Below are 17,171 nucleotides of genomic sequence, written 5' to 3'. Positions count from 1 at the left end.
GCTTCGCCCCGCCGCCCGGCCGCTACTGGGGCTGGATGGCCGGCGCGCTCGCGGCCTCCGTGCTGATGGTGGTGCTGGTGCCGCTCGTGAAGGGCCCCTCGCGGGGGGATGACACCGGATGGACCGGCGAGAAGGGCACGGGCCGCATCTCCCTGGAGCTGGCCGTGGTCGCCCGGGGCACCGACGGGGGCCTGCGCCGGCTGGACTCCGGAGCGGACGTCGCCAGCGACGAGGTGCTGCTCTTGCGCTACCACGCGACGGAGTCCGGCACCGCGCTGCTCTACCAGCAGCGGGAGCAGCAGGCCCCGGAGCTGCTCGGCCGCTTTCCCCTGGATGCTGGAACGCACGACCTGGAGGGGCCTGACGGCCTCGCGGGCGTGAGCCTGGAGTCGGACGAGGGCCGGCTGTCGCTGGTGCTGGTCGCCTTCGCTCCAGGTGAGCCCGCGTCGGAGCAGGACGCACTCTCCGCCCTGGATGCGGACGGGAACCCGGATGCACGCCCGGGCACCGTGGCGAGGTTCGACGTGCGGGTCCAATCCGGTCAGACTCCGGCGCCGTGAGGTGCCTCCTTCCCCTGTTGTGCGTCCTCCTCTGCGCGTGCGCGGGTCCATCCGCCACGGCCGGAGACAAGGGCGGGCTCGTGCCGCTGCGGCTGGACGCGGCGGACCTGTCGCGCGCGTACACCCCCCGGCGGCTCGCGCTGCTGGTGGGCGTGTCCTCATTCGATGATCCGCAGTGGCGCACCCTGCGCTTCTCCTCCAAGGACGCCACCGACCTGGCGGCGGCGCTGAAGGATCCCGCGCGAGGCCACTTCGACCAGGTGCGGAGCCTCACGCGCCCGGAGGAGACGACCCGCGACGCCATCCTGGAGGCGCTGCGGCAGCTGCGGCGTGAGGCCACCCGGCCTGACGACGTGGTGATGGTCTACCTGTCCGCGCACGGCACGCTGGCGCGTGACGGCAAGGGTGAGCTCACGCGCTACCTCGTCACGCGCGACGCGTCCTACCGCGCCATCCCGCAGACGGCGCTCTCCATGGACGCGCTGAAGGCGGAGTTCGAACAGCTGCCCAGCCGGCGGCGGCTGCTGGTGCTGGCCACCTGCCACAGCGGCAGTGGCAAGTCGCTGCTGCCCAGGGAGCTGGAAGTGGAGCTGGCCGGCATCAAGTCCGGCTTCTACGCGCGGCCCCTGGAGGAGTCGTCCCGGGCCTCCATGGTGTTCGCCGCCAGCGACTGGGGCGAGACGGCGCGCGAGGACGAGGGCCTGCGCAACGACATCTACACGTACTTCCTCATCGAGGGCCTGGGCGGCGCGGCGGACCGCAACGCGGACGGTGCCGTCACCGCCACGGAGGCCCACGACTATTCGCGCCGCCGCACCTTCACCTTCACGGAAGGACGTCAGCGGCCGTCCGCCGAAATCCTGGAGGTGGGCGCGGATCCGGTCATCCTCGCCGGCCGCATCGACCGCACGGGCCAGCCAGAGCTCTTCTCCTACAACCCGCGCCTGGACGGCTTCCTGCTGAAGGTGGACGGCGAGCCGCGCCTGGAATTGCCGGGCGGCGCGGCGGTAGGCCCGGGGCGGCGCACGGTGGAGCTCACCAAGGGTGACGCCGTCCTGGTGCGGCGCGAGGTGGACGTGGCCCGGGGCGACCGCCTGCCCCTGGAGCGGCTGCTCGCGGACGCCATCCCGCGCCGCGCGCTGTCGCTCGTGGGCGGCATGATCTCCTTCGCGGACGGCAAGAGCCAGCGCGAGCTGTTGCCCGCCGCGCCCCAGGTGGGCGTGGTGCTGCGCCTGGAGGACCTGCCGCTCCAGGACCTGGGCCTGATGCTGGACGTGGGCGTGGGACACGGGAGGAAAAAGCTCCAGGTGGCGCCCGGCAGCGAGGTGCCCTTCGGCTACACCGCGCTCACGCTGGGCGCGGCGGTGCCGTACCTGTGGCGCTGGGAGCGGCTGACGCTGTTCGCGGGCCCGCGTGTGGCCGCGCTGTACCTGGGCAGGTCTTTCGACGTGGAGGCCTTTTCGGGAGGCCAGCGCTACTTCACCGTCAGCCCCGGTGTGGTGGGCGGACTGGCCTGGCGCCTGGGTGAGCGGTTGGAGCTCACCGCTCAGGGCCACGGGATGTTGACGTACGTGGTGGTGGACGGACAGGGACAGGCCGTGGGCTTCATCGGCGGAAACGCCGGCGTGGGGTACCGCTTCTGATGCGTCGCCAATGCCTGCTCCTGATGCTGTCATCGCTCGGCCTGGGCGCATGCGGAGGCCTGGACAACGAGCCCTTCCGCGAGGGCACCGTGCGCGGCCGGCTCACGGAGTTCGACCCCGCCGTCGCGCTGGTCTCCGTGGTGGGCGCGCCGGACGTGCGCAGCGGCGTGGACGCTCAAGGCCGCTTCACGCTGAAGGGTGTGCCCGCGGGGCCCGCGGAGCTCTTCGTCCTGGCGACGGAGGACAAGGCCGCGCGCGTGCCGCTCACCGTGCAGGGAGGCCAGTCCGTGGACGTCCCGGACGTGGCGCCTCGTGCCGCCGGGATGTTCTTCCTGAAGCTCCACGCCAGGGGCAGCCTGAAGGTGACGGACGCGAAGGCGTCCGTGGACGGCACGCCCATCGAGGCCGCCTCGCTCGATGACAGGTCCCCCCGGCGCCTGGGGCCCCTGCCGGAGGGCTGCTATGGCCTCAGCATCTCCGCGCCCGGCTTCGTCTCCACCGCCCTCCTGGGATGTGTGGATGCGGGCAAGCAGACAGCGCTGAACGTGGAGCTCGTCCCGGAGGAGTCCTACGTCCAGCAGGGCTGCGCGCGGACGGGCTGTGCCGATGACAGCCATTGCGCGCCGGATGGCTGCTGCGTGGAATGCGTGGACGACAGCCATTGCAGTGCGTCCGAGGCCTGCAGCGGCTTCCGCTGTGAAGCAAGCTTTCCGTAACGCCCCCTCTTTCAATACAACGCGTGTCCGCGCCCTGCTCCGCGCGTCTGGAGTTGTGGCCACCGCGCGAGCCCCCGGGTCTTCCTGACAACGAGGCACTCCCGCTCATTCAGGGGAACCCCCACCGCCTCGTCTCACAGGAGAGATGAAAATGCGTAACCCGACCGCTCCCTCTTCCGCGGCATGGATGGTGTTGTGCGCGGCGCTGCTGTCCCTGGGCTGCGGCGGCGGCCCCACGCCGTCGGAGGATCCGTCGCTCGGCACCGGCGATGACAACCTGGGCGGCGCCCCCACGGAGGCCCCCGCCACGGATGGCGGCACCGCGCCGGGAGGCGATGGACGCGTCACCCTCTGCCACATCCCGCCTGGCAATCACGCCAACGCGCACACCATCACCGTGGGCGCGCCCGCGATGGCCGCGCACCTGCACCACGGCGACACACTGGGCGCCTGCGACGACGGCGGTGAAGCGCCCACGGATGGCGGCACCTGCGAGTCCGACGGCGGCACGACGGACGCTGGCATGGGCGGCGGCATCGACGCTGGCCCCCAGTGCATTCCCGAGGGCGGTGAGTGCCCCAGCGAGGGCGAGGAGAACTGCTGCGGCTCGCTGGCGTGCATGGAAGGGCAGTGCTGGCCGGTCATCGGCTGAACCACGACGTGGCCACTTTGGACCCTGACGGGTCCTGGGTGGCGTTCCCCTTGATTCCAACAAAGGCTCTTCCATGCGAAACCTGCGTCAACTGACCTCCACCCTGCTCCTGGCCACCGGCCTGCTGTTCGTCGCGGCCTGCGGCGACGGTGGCAAGGCCCGCGTCACCCTGAAGCTCACCGACGCCCCGGGCGACACCCTCGAGAAGGCCGTGGTGACCATCTCGAAGGTGTACCTGAAGGGCAGCGTGGACGGAGAGAAGGACGGCAAGGGCGACGTGGTGCTCCTGAGCGAGCCCGTCACCACCGACCTGCTCACCCTGGCCAACGACACCGCGGACCTGGTGAAGGACGCGGAGGTGCCGCCGGGCACGTACAAGGAGCTGCGCTTCGTCATCACCGGCGGCTACATCCAGGTGAAGGGGGACGGGGGCAGCCGCATCTTCGCCACCTCCAGCGACTACGAGGGCCTGCCCGACGGAGCCCAGGTGGACGGCGAGCTGCACATGCCCAGCGCCAGCAGCTCCGGCCTCAAGGTGAAGTTCGACAAGGACGCCGACGTCACCATCACCAGCGATGACGACCAGAAGGTCATCCTGGTGGACTTCGACGTGGCGCAGAGCTTCGGCAAGGAGGCCGGCGGCTCCGGCCGGTGGGTCATGCGCCCCATCATCAAGGGCGCGGACCTCCAGTTCTCCGGCAACGTGGAGGTGACGCTGGAGGCAGGCAGCGTGTCGCTGCCCATGGGCCCCACGCAGCTGGGCAGCTTCTCCGCGGTGCTGATCAACTCCGACGGCAGCCGTGAGACGATGGCGTTCACCGCCCGCACGCCCACCCAGTACGTCGCGGACTTCAAGTACCTGCTGCCCGGCACCTACCAGGTGGACCTGACGGCGGCCGCGGGCGTGTCCTTCAGCACGGACATTCCGCGCCCGGCGACCGCGACGGTCAGCTCAGGCGCGGAGTCCGATGTGCACTTCGTCCTGACGTCCTTCAACGTCGAGTAGGACTCTCGGGCTTCGCGGGTTCAGGCCGCCTTCTCGCCCGTCTGCGACTGGGCGGCCTGGACCTCGAGGGCGATTTCAATCTTCTCACCCACCAGCACGCCGCCCGCCTCCAGCGCCTGGTTCCACGTCAGGCCGAAGTCGCTGCGGTTGATGGACGTCTTCGCCTCGAACGCGGCCTTGGTGTTGCCCCACGGGTCCTTGGCGATGCCCAGCTGCTCGGCCTCCAGGACGACCTCGCGGCTGATGCCGCGGATGGTGAGCTGCCCCGTCACCTTCAGGTGCTTGCCGGCGGGCTCCACCTTCGTGCTCTGGAAGGTGAGGGCCGGGAACTTCGCCACGTCGAAGAAGTCCGGCGAGCGCAGGTGGTTGTCGCGCTGCTCGACGCCGGTGGTGATGCTCGCCGACTCGATGGAGACGGAGACCGCCGAGGCTGCGGGGTTCGCGTCGTCCAGGGTGATGGTGCCGCCGAACTTCGTGAAGCTGCCGCGCACCTTCGCGACCACCATGTGCCGGACGCTGAAGTGGATGCCCGTGTGCGTGGTGTCGATGTTCCAGGTGGTGGTGGCCATGGTCGTCTTCCTTGTCGTGAGCGCCGCGGCAGCGGCGGTGTGTTTCAACGAGGCGTAAGGTAGCGGCCCCCCACGTTCCGGATTAGACGGGACGGACAGGAAGCACTGTTCCACCGCTGGAACAGTCACCTCTCCGCGCGAGGGCACGGCCATGGACCTCAACGAACTCCTCGTCTTCGCCCGGGTGGTGCAGGCAGGCAGCTTCACGGCGGCGGCGAAGGCGCTGCGCATGCCCAAGTCCACCGTGAGCCGGAAGGTGTCCGAACTGGAGGAGCGCGTGGGCGCGCAGCTGCTCCAGCGCACCACGCGCACGCTGCACCTCACGGAGGTGGGCCGCGCGTACTACGCGCACTGCGAGCGCATCGTCGCGGAGGCGGAGGCCGCGGAGCTGGCGGTGACGCGCCTGCAGGCGGGCCCGCACGGGCTCTTGCGCGTGACGACGCCCCTGTCCGTCCATTTCCTCGCGCCACTGGTGTCGCGCTTCATGGAGCAGTACCCGGACGTGCAGGTGGAGCTGCTCTGCACGGACCGCGCTGTGGACCTGATGGAGGAGGGCTTCGACCTGGCGGTGCGCGCAGGCCGGCTGCCGGACTCGTCGCTGATGGCACGGCGGTTGGGGGACATCGAGTGGCTCGTGGTGGCTTCGCCCGGGTATCTCCAGGCGCGGGGTGCCCCGAAGACGCCAGCGGACCTGGCGAAGCACGACTGCCTTTTCTTCGGCAAGTCGGTGCAGGGAAACGTCTGGACGCTGCATGCGGGCGGGCGCTCTGTCGACGTGAAGGTCTCCGGGCGGCTGGTGGTGAACGAGCCGGACATGCTGCGCGCGGTGACGTCGTTGGGCGCCGGGGTGGCGCTCATCCCGGGCCAGCAATGCATCGAGGACCTGGCGTCCGGGCGGCTCCAGCGCGTGCTGCCGGACTGGAGTTCCGCGGGCGCGCCGGTGCACGCCGTCTACCCGCCCACGCGCCACCACGTGCCCAAGGTGATGGCGTTCGTGGAGGTGCTGCGCGAGCACTGGCCCCAGAACAACCCGGAAGCACCCAAGCGAGCGAAGCGCTGAGACAGTGCGGACGTTTCGTTCCGTGGATGGAACGATGTGTCCCGAGGTTCGCGTCTGGTCAGGTGGGCTTCCGGAGCGCATGTTGTGTCTCGAAAGGAAGCACACACCATGATGAACGTTCGCCCCTCCGAAGCACGCGGTCACGCCAACCACGGCTGGCTGGATTCGCATCACACCTTCTCGTTCGCGAGCTACTTCGACCCGGAGAACATGGGCTTCCGCTCCCTGCGCGTCATCAACGAGGACCGCGTGCAGTCCGGCGAGGGCTTCGACACGCACCCGCACCGGGACATGGAGATCATCACCTACCCGCTCAGCGGTGCCATCGCGCACCGGGACAGCACGGGAGGCCAGGGACTCCTGCGCGCCGGAGAGGTGCAGCGCATGACGGCCGGCACGGGCGTGATGCACAGCGAGATGAACGGCTCCAACGAGGACGTCCACTTCCTGCAGATCTGGATCATCCCGGACAAGAAGGGCCTGAAGCCGGAATATGAGCAGAAGTTCTTCCCGGAGAAGGACCGGCAGGGACGCTGGCGTGTGGTGGCCAGCCCCGACGCTCGCGACGGCAGCCTCACCGTGCACCAGGACGTGATCCTCAACAGCACGCTGCTGAGCCCGGGCGAGAAGGCGGAGTACACGCTGCCCAAGGGGCGTCACGCCTGGGTGCAGATTGCCCGCGGCACCGGCACGCTCAACGGCGTGGCGCTGAAGGCCGGTGACGGCGTCGCCGTGACCGACGAGTCGAGCCTCGTGCTCACCGCCTCCGAGCCGCTGGAGGCCCTGCTGTTCGACCTGGCCTGATGCGCCGGGCACGAAGAAGGCCCCTGGATCCCTGAGTGGGAACCGGGGGCCTTGTCGTTTGCAGCGGCTTACGGCGTGAACGACGTGGGGTTGGGGACAGGGGGAATGGCGACGGCCTGTCCGTACACCAGCGTGTTGCCTGTCACCGTGCCGGTGGCGTTGAGCTTCGCCGCATCCAGCAGCGTTCCCCGGAGGCCCTCCGCGTTGAACGTGCACGGGGACGACGATGAGCAGTCATAGGCCACGAGCTTCGCGGCATTGCTGGAGTACACGGCGATGTCCTTCGCCGTGGTGGTGCCGGTGTGCATGAAGAAGTGGCCGTCGCGCGGCTGGTAGCTGCTCACCCCTTCGACACGCGGGCCCGGCGTGACGGACTGCCACAGCCGGAAGTTGCGCTTGCACTCGGCGGCGACGGTGTCGCGGATGAGCATGTTGCGCACCTTGGTGTCCACGCAGCCGTCCTCATGGCCCCGGAAGTAGCTGTCCTCCAGGACGACGTCGCTCGCGGTGCTCTCCCCGTCGATGCCGTCCCCTTGCGTGTAGCCCGTCTGCATCCCGGTGACGTTCAGCACGGTGGCGCGGCGCAGGGTGACGTTGTGGGTGGTGTCGTAGAGAGCGATGCCCACGGGGTAGTCACTCCCCTGCCCGCCAATCTGGTCCGGCTCCATGTCCACGTAGACGTCCTCCACGAGCGACTGGTTGGTGCCGGACGCGAGGAAGATGCCGCCGCGCGTGAACTGGAGGATCATCGCGTCGCGGATGGTGAGGTCCGTGAAGGCGGTGGTGCTGGAGCGCTCCACATCCACGCAGGTGGCCACGTTCTCCGCGCGGAACCGGCTGAGCGTCACGTGAGACACGGACGTCGCGGCCTTGAAGCTGAAGCACGTGCCCACGTGGCGGAACTCCAGGTTGTGGAACACCAGGTTGCTCGCCTTCACCGTGAAGGCCACGGGCCCGGACTTCGCGCGCGTGGAGGCCTCGAAGGTGGACTGGAAGACGGGCCGGCCCTCCACGCCCTTGAGGGTGACGGGAGCGCCCACTGCGCCGCCCTGGGACACGGTGGTGCCGGTGCCGTAGGTGCCGCCGTGGATGCACACCTGGCCGCCAGGGCCCACCGCCTGGATGAACGCGTTGAGGTTCGCCAGGGTGCCCGCCGTTCCCGCCGTCAGGCCATCCCTCGTCCCCGCGCCGGTGACGGTGATGTGGCGGACGGCGGTGCCGGCGCATTCGTCCGCGGTGGGCGTGGCGGACAGGCCGTTGGAGTACCCGGAGGTCGTGTCCCCCGTGGAGCCCTTGATGCGCACGTGGAACTCGTACTTCGTGCCGTTGGTGAGCCCGGTGACGGCGTAGGCCGTGTTGTTCCCCGCGCCCCGGTACACCCAGCTGCCGGAGCCCACGCGGAAGCGCACCTGGTAGCCCTGGGTGCCCGTGGGGCCCGCCGTCCACTGGAGCGTCACCTGCCCGTCGCCGGGCACGGCCTGGAGCAGCGTGGGGGCCGCGAAGGCCGCCTGGGAGACCTCGCCGGTCTCATCCGGCTCCAGGGATGGGTCGCCCTGGGGACCACAGGCCAGCGACCACAGCAGGGCTCCCGTGAAACACAGCATGCCCTGTCGAACAGGAAGGAATTTCTTCATTTCCCTGTTTTATCAGGGCTCCCACTGGATGCGGTAGGAGCACGCGTGGCCGTCGAAGTCGAAGGGCTCCACGCGCAGGTTCCTGGCCCCCGCCTTGGCGAGGCCCGCCTCGATGATGCCGCGCAGGTAGCCGGGGTTGCCGTTGCACTCGCTCACCCGGAGCACGTGGTGCGCGCGGCCCTGGGTCTCCAGCTCGGTCCGGATGTAGTTGTTCACCGTCGCGAAGCTCTCCTGGATGCGCACCACGACGCGCTCGGGGCCGAAGATGGGCCACATCGCGACGAGCGCCTTGCCCAGCAGCGTCTGCTCCACGCCCTGGATGATGCCCACGCCCAGGCGCCGGTAGCCCTCGTCGATGCCGACGTCGGGGTACAGGTGCTGCGCGGTGATACGCAGCGCCTCCGCGAAGACCACCCGCGGGGTGTTGCGGGGGATGGGTGCGTCCAGGTCCAGGCCGCTCTGTTTCAGCTTGTCCTTCAGCTCCGGCGTGAGCCGCCTGCCAATGGAGCGAAAGAGCCCTTCAATCGTGTGACGATAGACAACCTGCTCGGCCATGGATCCGTCCAGGGGTCGGATGTGATTGCGCGCGGCCCTAACGACAGCCTGCCGCGATGTCATCATGAATCCACGGACGGCCGCCAGCCGTCACGTAACTCCAATCAAATCCATCTGTCTTTCCCAGACAACACAACTGAGTGAGTGTTCTGGGGTTGCCCGGCTCCAGGGGACTTCCCGGGTCCGGCGGTCAGCCGCCCCACCGGATGCGGTAGGAGCACGCGTGGCCGTCGAAGTCGAAGGGCTCCACGCGCAGGTTCTTGGCGCCGGCCCGGGCAAGGCCCGCTTCGATGAGGCCGCGCAGGTAGCCGGGGTTCCCGTTGCACTCGTTGACGCGGATGATGTGGTGGCCGGGGCCCTGGGTGAGCAGCTCCGACCGCATGTAGTTGTTCACGGTGGAGAAGCTCTCCTGGATGCGCACCACGACGCGCTCCGGGCCGAAGATGGGCCACATGGACACGAGCGACTTGCCGAGCACGGTCTGCTCCATCCCCTGGATGATGCCGACCCCCAGGCGCCGGTAGCCCTCGCTCACGTCGAGCTGCGGATACAGGTGCTCCGCGGTGACGCGAAGGGCGTCCGCGAAGATGGCCCGAGGTGTGTGGTGCGGAGACTGCGCGTCCAGGTTCAGGCCCACGTCAACCAGCTTCGCCCGGAGCTCCGGAGTGAGACGGTCACCGATGGAGCGGAAAACGCCCTCCACCGTGTGGCGATAGACGATCTGCTCTTCCACGAATCACCCCAGCAACGGCCCGGCGGTCCCATTCCGCCCGGTCACGGTGAAGTGTAACCCATTCTCATCGTGAACCCTAAGCCCCCCTGCCCCGCCGCCGGATCAGGGACGTGCAACCCGTGTTTCACGGCTGACCGTGATGATTGAGAATACATGGATTACACGTCCTCAACGGCTCAGCGGAGGTGGGTGACCTCCGTGATTCCGTCCGTGGAGACGTGGAACACACCGAAGCACTCGGGCCCCTGTCGCACGCTGGCCAGGCAGGCCACGTCCGACACCTGGCCGGAGGAGTGCGGGATGGCGGCGCGATACGCCCGGTGCATGTGGCCGCAGAGGACAAGGCGGGGTTGGAGCGACTCCACGAGCATGCGGGCGTACTCGTTCCCCACCGTGTCGTGGCTCACGCTGCGCCGCTGGTGCTCGAACGCCCCGGCGTCCTCGGCCGCGATCAGCCCGGAGGGCCAGTCGTGCAGCAGGAGGACATCGACGTCCTGGAGCGCCAGGGCGCGGTCCACGTCCTCCTCGTTGAAGTACGCGAAGGCCTTGTGCGGCACGTCCTTCGAGTCCTTCAGGGACGGGCGGGCGGTCCGGAACGCAGCCTCGCGATGGATGCCGGAGAGACCGGCGACACGCAGGCCCCGCAGTTCCACCTGACCGACCCGTCCCAGGTAGTGACAACCGGGAGTGACCTCGAAGCCCCGGGGTGCCTGCGCGTCCAGGAAGCCGTACGGCTCATGGTTCCCGCCAATGAAATACACCGGCCAGGGGAAGCGCGCATGGCGGCGGTGGTAGGCGGGGAAGTCCCCCAGCTGTTTGTATTTCGCGGGCGCGTCCATCGTGGCCAGATCCGCGTCATGGCGGTGGGGCTCGAAGTCGCCCACCTGGAGCACGAACGCCAGGGGCTTGCCCGTTTTCGCGGACCAGCCTTCCAGCAGGCGCACCATCGCGTGCATCTGACCGTGCACGTCACCCACGGCCGCGAAATACCATCCTCCTTCGCTCCTACCCATTGCCGCCTCCTGGCGCGCCGGACGGCAAAGGACCGGCGCCGCCGCCGACGGTTCGGGGCGGACGCCCCTGACAACGTGGGCGACGGACGTTCGTCCTCATGCCACGGGCTCGAAGACGAGGGAAGGTTTCCGGCGGATTGTCGCCGCGCTCGAGACTGAGAAGTTCCAACGTGTCCAGCAGGAGATCCAACAGGGCATCGCCGCCATCCCATGCGCGAGGACGGGCGCTGTAGCGCTAACGGTCGGCGCGGTGGGCGGGAGGCGCATCCGGCGCCCACCACCACCAGTGGGACGCGGGGATGCCCAGCGGCACGGATGCGTCGGGCGCAAACCCCTCGAAATCAGCGACCTGCCGCAGAACGTCGTCAACCAGTTCTCCGGTCATCCCCAGCACGAATTCCTGGAGCGAGGTGTCCATGTACAGCTCCCGGAAAAACTCCCAAGCGGAGCGCTGAATGCACGCTTTGGAATAGCTCCATTCGAACGTACCCGTCAGCCGGTGTTCAAGCAGGCTCAGCCACTCATACATCGAGCGCCACCCCTGTTCCAGCAGCGGCGCGGTGCGCAGCACTGTGGCGCGAAGGCGGGTAGAGTCGCGAAAAGAGGCATCACGCCTCGCGCGAAGGCCCACCGCGTAAAGGGCTTGCATCAATGGATTTGCGTATTCCCGCCCCTTGTTCCAATCCGGCTCTCCTGCAAGATCGTGCGCCGCGGATTCAACACTGGCGAGTTCGATGTCCACGGCGAGTGCTCTCTCATTGCCTGGGCCCTCTTGCTCCTCTGGATTCCTATCGGGAACGGAGATCGAGGCAGGGGCACGAGATGCGGGAGGCGAACAGGGAGCCCACCACCACCAGTGCGACGTGGGAATACCCGCAGGGACGGCGGCGTCGGGAATATACCCTTGGTGACAATCAAGCTGACGAAGCCGATCGTCTGTCTTTTCCGAACTCACTTCTTCGGACAGACGCTTCAAGAACGTGCCGCCATACAGCTCGAGCAGGAACTCCCACGCGGACCGGGCCAGGCATGCTTCTACCCAAGACCAATCAAAGCGGCCGGCAAGACGGGCCTCCAGTGCGCACATCCAGTGCACCAGCGCTGGCTTCCCCTGCGCCAACAGTGGCGCGGTGCGCACGACCCACTCGCGAAGTCGAGGAGAGGTGTGGAACGCGGCATCGCGTCTCGTTTGGAGCCCCACTTCGTACATGGCAGACATCAGTCTGCGCGCAGGTTCCTGGCCTTTGTCCATGTCAGCCATCGCCGCCAGTTCGCGCGCAGCGGATTCAATGGTGGCGAGTGCCGACTCCAGGGCCAGGGCTCCGCGCATGCGCTCCGCCTTTCACCCCGAGGTTGGCACATCATCCTCGGGCAGGTCCTTGAGTCTTGCCCGCGAAGGACGTGCCCTCGGACACGACCACTGGCTCCCCCGCCACGTCCACCCTCCGGATGCTGCGCCCGGCGGTGATCTCCGCCACGTTGACTCGCAGGCTCAACGCGGTGAGGCCTCCCGTGACGGCGAGTTGCCCCAGCAGGCGGAGCCTTGCGTTCTGTCTTGCCTCCACATTCATGGGAAGGTCTCCGGCAATCGGATCATCTTCGACAAGGTCACCCCCACTGAGGACAAAGCCATGGACTGGACGCACGTGATGGCCGAACTCGACGCACACCTGTCGGACGACAAGGTCCGCCGGGACGTGGAGGCGTTCCTCGAGTCGGTGGGCCACCGCCTCGAACTCGATGACGAGGAGGTCCGCTTTCCCCTGGGGACCCAGGTCCACGTCGAGGAGCGGATGCTGGTCCGCAATTCCCAGGTCCGCGGAGGCGGTCTCTTCATGGTGAAGGCCGTCCTCGACCCCATCCTCCAGGACGGCAAGCCCACCGGTGGCTCGCGTTCGGGGACGCTGAAGATCATGTACGACCTGGAGGGCCGCTGGTTGGACGAGTTCTATTCGCGCCCGCTCTGAAACGACAAAAGCCCCCGAGGCTTTCGACTCGGAGGCGGAACCGGGCCGGGGGGATGTACCTGTCTCAGCCCCGGGCCAGGTGCGAGCGGTACAGTCGCGTGAGGAAGTCGTACAGCACGAGCTCGTGGGCCCGCGCGTCGTCCGGTAGCACGCGGTTGACGTGCATGTGCATCAGGCTCGTGGCCAGCGCCTCCACGGGAAGGGTGAGCCGGCCTTCGCGCTCGGCGGCCTGGAGCTCACGGCCCACGGGGGCGAGCCGCTCGCTGCGTCGCTGGAGCACCGTGAGCCCTTCTCGCCACGGGTCCTCGGTGGCGGGCGTCGCGTCCAGCAGCGCCTCCAGCTTCGGGCGCTCGGCGCGGAAGCGCGCGCTCAGCTGCGTCTCCAGCACCTTGCCCATCTTGAACTCGGACGCGAAGCCATCCCGTACCCGTTCGGCCACCCGGGCCATCGCGGCCAGCGGCAGCCCCAGGTCCGAGAGCAGCAGGTCCAGCCCCTTCAGCGCCAGCCGCCAGCGCAGGTCCGCGCCCGCATCGCCCTCGCACGTGAGCAGCAGGTCCAGCGTCGCGTCGCTGTCCGCGGAGAAGAACGCCTCTGACAGGACGGCGCCCATCGGCCCGCCGTAGCGCTCCACCTCGCGCTCGTAGGTGTCCAGTTGCAGCTTCCAGCCCGTGCCCTCGTCCAGCAGGGCCGCGCACGCCGAGCGGAGCACCGGCCACACTTGGGACTCCAGCCGCGCGGGCTCGCCGTGGAAGCGCAACCGCAGGTGGAAGTACGGGTCGCCGTAGCGGATGAAGAACCAGCGGTCCACCGCGCCCGAGGCCAGCACCTGCCGCACGGTGTCGCCCAGCCCGCCGCGCAGCAGCCGGTCGGCCGTCGCCGTGCCCGTGTAGAGCTTGAGGTACAGCCACTCGGAGCCCGGGGGAAACCGCCGGGCCACATGCGCCGGCGGGGCGGGAGGCAGCGCGGGGCTCGCCACCGCCGCAGTGGACGACTCGCGCACGAAGGGCACCACCACCTCGTGCACCTTGCGCCCATCGCCGCCCTCCACGCACAGCCCTTCCGGCCCGGGATACAGCTCCTCCAGCACCGCAAGCGGGCGCTCCTTGGCTCCGCGTGCGTGCCACGCTCCACCAGCCGGCCTCCGTTCATCACCAGGATGAGGTCCGCCTCGCGCACGGTGCTCAGCCGGTGGGCAATCACCACGCGGGTGCAGCGCAGCTTCGCGATGGCGTCCTGCACCGCGCGCTCCGTCTTCGCGTCCAGCGCGTTGGTGGCCTCGTCCAGCAGGAGGATGGCGGGGTTGCCCACCAGGGCGCGCGCCAGCGCCATGCGCTGCCGCTGGCCCCCGGACAGCGACGAGCCCATCTCGCTCAACACCGCACGGGCCAAATGGGGACCTTGTAAGCCGCTACACGACGGTCCCCGCAGAGTCGATCCGCGCGAAGGTGGCGAAGCAGAGGTAGAACTCCGACCCCGGTCGACGCTGCCGGAATGAGGTGCACTCCCCGGCAAGCCCCCGGAGGCAACAGCCCCCAAACGACAAAAGCCCCCGAGTCTTTCGACTCGGAGGCTCTTGTTCGGAGTGCCCAGGGCGGGATTCGAACCCGCACACCTTTCGGCGCCACCCCCTCAAGATGGTGTGTCTACCAGTTCCACCACCTGGGCGTTTCGGCGGGGTCCATGTACCGGACCCCGTGGATTCACGCAACAACCAATTCAACCGTCGCGCGAATCCGATGCTTCCTGACGACTACGGCGCGGGCGTCGTCGGCGCGGGAGCCTGCTGGCCCTCCGCCGGCGGCGTCGCGGACCGCTCCTGCTCCACCGCGCCCGGGGGGGCCGGAGGCGGCGTCGTGGCACCCGGGGTCGCCGGGGCCGTCTTCGCCGGCGTCGCCACGGAACCACCCGCGGCCACCGAGCCACGCAGGCCCACGAACGACAGGCCCAGCGAGGTGAGGAAGAACAAGGCGGCGCAGATGCCCGTCAGCTTGCTCAGGAAGGTCACCGCGCCGCGCCCACCGAAGGCGCTCGTCGCGGCGCCGCCACCAAGGGCGGAACCCATGCCGGCGTCCTTCCCCGGCTGCAGCAAGATGACGAAGATCATGAACACGCAGAGCAGGACGTGCACGATCGTAAAGAAGGTCAGCATGGGTGTTCCAAACGCTCCGTGAAAAGAGGGCGCAACCTACACAAAGTGGTCAACGGGTGACAACTTCTAACGGGGATCCCTGCTTCAGCCCGCCGCCTTCACGATGGCCACGAAGTCGGCCGCCTTGAGGCTCGCCCCCCCGACCAGCGCCCCGTCCACGTCCGGCTGGCCCAGCAATTCCGCCGCGTTGTCCGGCTTCACGCTGCCGCCGTACTGGATGCGGACCCTGCCGGACGTCCCCTCGTCGTACATCCGGGTAAGCAGGCCCCGGATGGCCGCGTGGACCTCCTGGGCCTGCGCCGTCGTCGCCGTCCGGCCCGTCCCAATGGCCCACACCGGCTCGTACGCCATGACGAACGTGGCCACGTCCGCCCCGGAGAAGCCCTCCAGCGCGCCGCGCACCTGGCGCTCCACCACCGTGAGCGTCTGGTTCGACTCGCGCTCGGCCAGCGTCTCACCCACGCAGACGATGGGCGTCATGCCGGCGGCCTTCACCGCCTTCGCCCGCTTGTTCACCGTGGCGTCCGTCTCCCCGAAGAACTGCCGGCGCTCCGAGTGCCCCACGATGACGTAGGCACACCCGAGTTCCGCCAGCATCGGCGCGGAGACTTCACCGGTGAAGGCGCCCGAGGACTCCCAGTGGCAGTTCTGCGCCGCCAGTTGGAGGGGCGCTCCCTCCAGCGCGATGTGCAGGGGCTGCAACGCCACGAAGGGCGGCGCGATGGCCACCTCCACGGAGTCGCCCAGCGCCGCTACCGCGCCGCGAAGCTCCCGCACCAGCGCGAGCGCTTCCGGCACCGTCTTGTTCATCTTCCAGTTGCCAGCGACGATCTTCCGACGAGCCATCGTGGTGTCTCCCCCGGTGCGTACCGCGTGGGTGCCCTACTTCGTCTCCAGCGCCTTGATGCCGGGCAGCTCCCGGCCCTCCAGGAACTCCAGCGACGCGCCACCGCCCGTGGACACGTGGCTCATCTTGTCCGCGTAGCCCATCTGCTCCACCGCCGCCGCGCTGTCGCCGCCGCCAATCACCGTGATGGCGTCCTTGTTGATGGACATCGCCGCGGCCACGGAGCGGGTGCCCTCCGCGAACTTCGCCACTTCGAAGAGGCCCATGGGCCCGTTCCACACCACCGTCTTCGCGTCGCGGATGCGCTGCGTGAACATCGCGCGCGTCTTGGGGCCGATGTCCAGGCCCATCATGTCCACGGGGACGACCTGATCCGGCGTCTCCTTCACCGGCCCCTTGCCCTCCAGGTCCGCGCACACGATGTGGTCGATGGGCAGCACCAGCGGCGTCTTCAGGCGCTTGGCCGTGTCCAGCAGCTTCGCCGCCAGCGCCAGCTTGTCGCCCTCCTCCACCCGGCTCTTGCCCACTTCGATGCCCTGCGCCTTCAGGAAGGTGTACGCCATGGCGCCGCCCACGAGCAGCGCGTCCACCTTGGGCAGCAGGCTCTCGATGACCTTGATCTTGTCGCTCACCTTGGAGCCGCCCAGGATGGCCACGAAGGGCTTCTGCGGATTGCGCAGCACCTTGTCGCCCAGGTACTCGATCTCCTTGCGCATCAGGAAGCCGGCGGCCTTCTCCTTCACGAAGGGCACCATGCCGGCCGTGGACGCGTGCGCGCGGTGCGCCGTGCCGAACGCGTCGTTGACGTAGACGTCCGCCAGCGCCGCCAGCTCGCGCGAGAAGGCCTCGTCGTTCGCCTCCTCCTCCTTGTGGAAGCGCAGGTTCTCCAAGAGGAGCACCTGCCCCGCCTTCAGGTCGTTCACCTGCTTGCGCACGTTGTCGCCCACGCAGTCGTCCGCGTGGATGACCTCGTGCTTGTCACCTGGCTTCTTGGGCAGCAGCTCCGCCAGCTTCTCCGCGACGAGCACCGTGGAGAGCTTGGGGTCCGCCCCCTTGGGCCGGCCGAGGTGGGACGCCAGGATGACCTTGCCGCCCATCTCCAGCGCGCGCCGGATGGTGGGGAGCGCTTCCCGGATGCGGGTGTCGTCGGTGATGCGGCGCCCCTCCAGCGGGACGTTGAAGTCCACGCGGATGAAGACGCGCTTGCCGGTCAACTGCAGGTCATCGATGTAGCGGATCATCTTGGTGTCCCTTGTGCCTGTC

19 protein-coding genes, 1 tRNA gene and 1 pseudogene are annotated in these 17,171 nt (G+C 68.8%); 8 read left to right on the top strand and 13 right to left on the bottom strand.

The window, feature by feature from the left end:
- From D7W81_RS42230 to D7W81_RS04460, 5 genes are all read left to right on the top strand, one after another.
- Positions 1-560: hypothetical protein (locus D7W81_RS42230; protein WP_158621423.1), on the top strand; the 560-nt coding region annotated here is incomplete at its 5' end.
- Positions 557-2,203 (top strand): caspase family protein, encoded by a 1,647-nt coding sequence (locus D7W81_RS04475; RefSeq protein ID WP_120554058.1) that lies wholly within the window; start codon positions 557-559, stop codon positions 2,201-2,203. The genes D7W81_RS42230 and D7W81_RS04475, both read left to right, overlap by 4 nt.
- A complete protein-coding gene (locus D7W81_RS04470) occupies positions 2,203-2,919 on the top strand; it encodes a peptidase associated/transthyretin-like domain-containing protein (RefSeq protein WP_120554057.1) in 717 nt (238 codons plus the stop codon). The genes D7W81_RS04475 and D7W81_RS04470 overlap by 1 nt, the downstream gene beginning before the upstream one ends.
- A gap of 151 nt (positions 2,920-3,070) precedes the next feature.
- Positions 3,071-3,571 (top strand): hypothetical protein, encoded by a 501-nt coding sequence (locus D7W81_RS04465; protein ID WP_120554056.1) that lies wholly within the window; start codon positions 3,071-3,073, stop codon positions 3,569-3,571.
- 73 nt (positions 3,572-3,644) lie between these two features.
- Entirely contained in the window at positions 3,645-4,577 is a 933-nt protein-coding gene (locus D7W81_RS04460) for a DUF4382 domain-containing protein (protein ID WP_120554055.1), read from the top strand.
- Between the two features lie 20 nt (positions 4,578-4,597).
- On the opposite strand, the gene D7W81_RS04455 is transcribed toward D7W81_RS04460, so the two are convergent.
- Positions 4,598-5,146: a YceI family protein gene (locus D7W81_RS04455; protein WP_120554054.1), complete on the bottom strand. Its 549-nt coding sequence runs from the start codon at positions 5,144-5,146 to the stop codon at positions 4,598-4,600.
- 151 nt (positions 5,147-5,297) lie between these two features.
- On the opposite strand from D7W81_RS04455, the gene D7W81_RS04450 reads away from it, so the two are divergent.
- Both D7W81_RS04450 and D7W81_RS04445 read left to right on the top strand, forming a co-directional pair.
- Positions 5,298-6,206: a LysR family transcriptional regulator gene (locus tag D7W81_RS04450; protein ID WP_120554053.1), complete on the top strand. Its 909-nt coding sequence runs from the start codon at positions 5,298-5,300 to the stop codon at positions 6,204-6,206.
- 108 nt (positions 6,207-6,314) lie between these two features.
- Positions 6,315-7,010: a pirin family protein gene (locus D7W81_RS04445; protein WP_120554052.1), complete on the top strand. Its 696-nt coding sequence runs from the start codon at positions 6,315-6,317 to the stop codon at positions 7,008-7,010.
- A gap of 68 nt (positions 7,011-7,078) precedes the next feature.
- Here D7W81_RS04445 and D7W81_RS04440 read toward each other — a convergent pair whose 3' ends face one another.
- The 6 genes from D7W81_RS04440 to D7W81_RS04415 form a co-directional block, all read right to left on the bottom strand.
- Positions 7,079-8,644 carry a fibronectin type III domain-containing protein gene (locus tag D7W81_RS04440; protein ID WP_120554051.1) on the bottom strand — a complete coding sequence of 522 codons (1,566 nt, stop codon included), beginning with the start codon at positions 8,642-8,644 and terminating at the stop codon, positions 7,079-7,081.
- Between the two features lie 12 nt (positions 8,645-8,656).
- The gene (locus D7W81_RS04435) at positions 8,657-9,199 is read right to left on the bottom strand and encodes a DUF2378 family protein (protein WP_120554050.1); all 543 of its coding nucleotides are present in this window, start codon (positions 9,197-9,199) and stop codon (positions 8,657-8,659) included.
- Between the two features lie 190 nt (positions 9,200-9,389).
- Positions 9,390-9,932, bottom strand: a complete 543-nt coding sequence (locus tag D7W81_RS04430; RefSeq protein ID WP_120554049.1) for a DUF2378 family protein — start codon at positions 9,930-9,932, stop codon at positions 9,390-9,392.
- Positions 9,933-10,108: 176 nt separating this feature from the next.
- Positions 10,109-10,909 carry a metallophosphoesterase gene (locus D7W81_RS04425; protein WP_244226964.1) on the bottom strand — a complete coding sequence of 267 codons (801 nt, stop codon included), beginning with the start codon at positions 10,907-10,909 and terminating at the stop codon, positions 10,109-10,111.
- A 271-nt stretch (positions 10,910-11,180) separates the two neighbouring features.
- Positions 11,181-12,275: a hypothetical protein gene (locus tag D7W81_RS41805; RefSeq protein ID WP_147445335.1), complete on the bottom strand. Its 1,095-nt coding sequence runs from the start codon at positions 12,273-12,275 to the stop codon at positions 11,181-11,183.
- Positions 12,276-12,306: 31 nt separating this feature from the next.
- Complete coding sequence (locus D7W81_RS04415; protein ID WP_120554046.1) at positions 12,307-12,516, bottom strand: hypothetical protein; 210 nt, start codon at positions 12,514-12,516, stop codon at positions 12,307-12,309.
- Between the two features lie 60 nt (positions 12,517-12,576).
- On the opposite strand from D7W81_RS04415, the gene D7W81_RS04410 reads away from it, so the two are divergent.
- Complete coding sequence (locus tag D7W81_RS04410) at positions 12,577-12,912, top strand: hypothetical protein (protein ID WP_120554045.1); 336 nt, start codon at positions 12,577-12,579, stop codon at positions 12,910-12,912.
- A 64-nt stretch (positions 12,913-12,976) separates the two neighbouring features.
- Here the strand turns inward: D7W81_RS04410 and D7W81_RS04405 are convergent, their stop codons facing one another.
- The 6 genes and pseudogenes from D7W81_RS04405 to D7W81_RS04380 form a co-directional block, all read right to left on the bottom strand.
- A complete protein-coding gene (locus D7W81_RS04405) occupies positions 12,977-13,999 on the bottom strand; it encodes a thiopeptide-type bacteriocin biosynthesis protein (RefSeq protein ID WP_244226963.1) in 1,023 nt (340 codons plus the stop codon).
- A 20-nt stretch (positions 14,000-14,019) separates the two neighbouring features.
- A pseudogene (locus D7W81_RS04400) lies at positions 14,020-14,424 on the bottom strand (ATP-binding cassette domain-containing protein); the annotation flags it as partial.
- A gap of 71 nt (positions 14,425-14,495) precedes the next feature.
- A tRNA-Leu gene (locus D7W81_RS04395) sits at positions 14,496-14,577 on the bottom strand.
- Between the two features lie 85 nt (positions 14,578-14,662).
- The gene (secG, locus tag D7W81_RS04390; RefSeq protein WP_120554044.1) at positions 14,663-15,061 is read right to left on the bottom strand and encodes a preprotein translocase subunit SecG; all 399 of its coding nucleotides are present in this window, start codon (positions 15,059-15,061) and stop codon (positions 14,663-14,665) included.
- An 84-nt stretch (positions 15,062-15,145) separates the two neighbouring features.
- Positions 15,146-15,907 carry a triose-phosphate isomerase gene (gene tpiA, locus D7W81_RS04385; protein ID WP_120554043.1) on the bottom strand — a complete coding sequence of 254 codons (762 nt, stop codon included), beginning with the start codon at positions 15,905-15,907 and terminating at the stop codon, positions 15,146-15,148.
- Positions 15,908-15,943: 36 nt separating this feature from the next.
- Positions 15,944-17,149: a phosphoglycerate kinase gene (locus D7W81_RS04380; RefSeq protein ID WP_120554042.1), complete on the bottom strand. Its 1,206-nt coding sequence runs from the start codon at positions 17,147-17,149 to the stop codon at positions 15,944-15,946.
- Positions 17,150-17,171: the final 22 nt, after the last annotated feature.

Source organism: Corallococcus aberystwythensis, assembly GCF_003612165.1.
Lineage (GTDB): Bacteria > Myxococcota > Myxococcia > Myxococcales > Myxococcaceae > Corallococcus > Corallococcus aberystwythensis.
The sequence above is the reverse complement of the archived record's forward strand: the minus strand, read 5'-3'. Positions and strand labels throughout refer to the sequence as shown.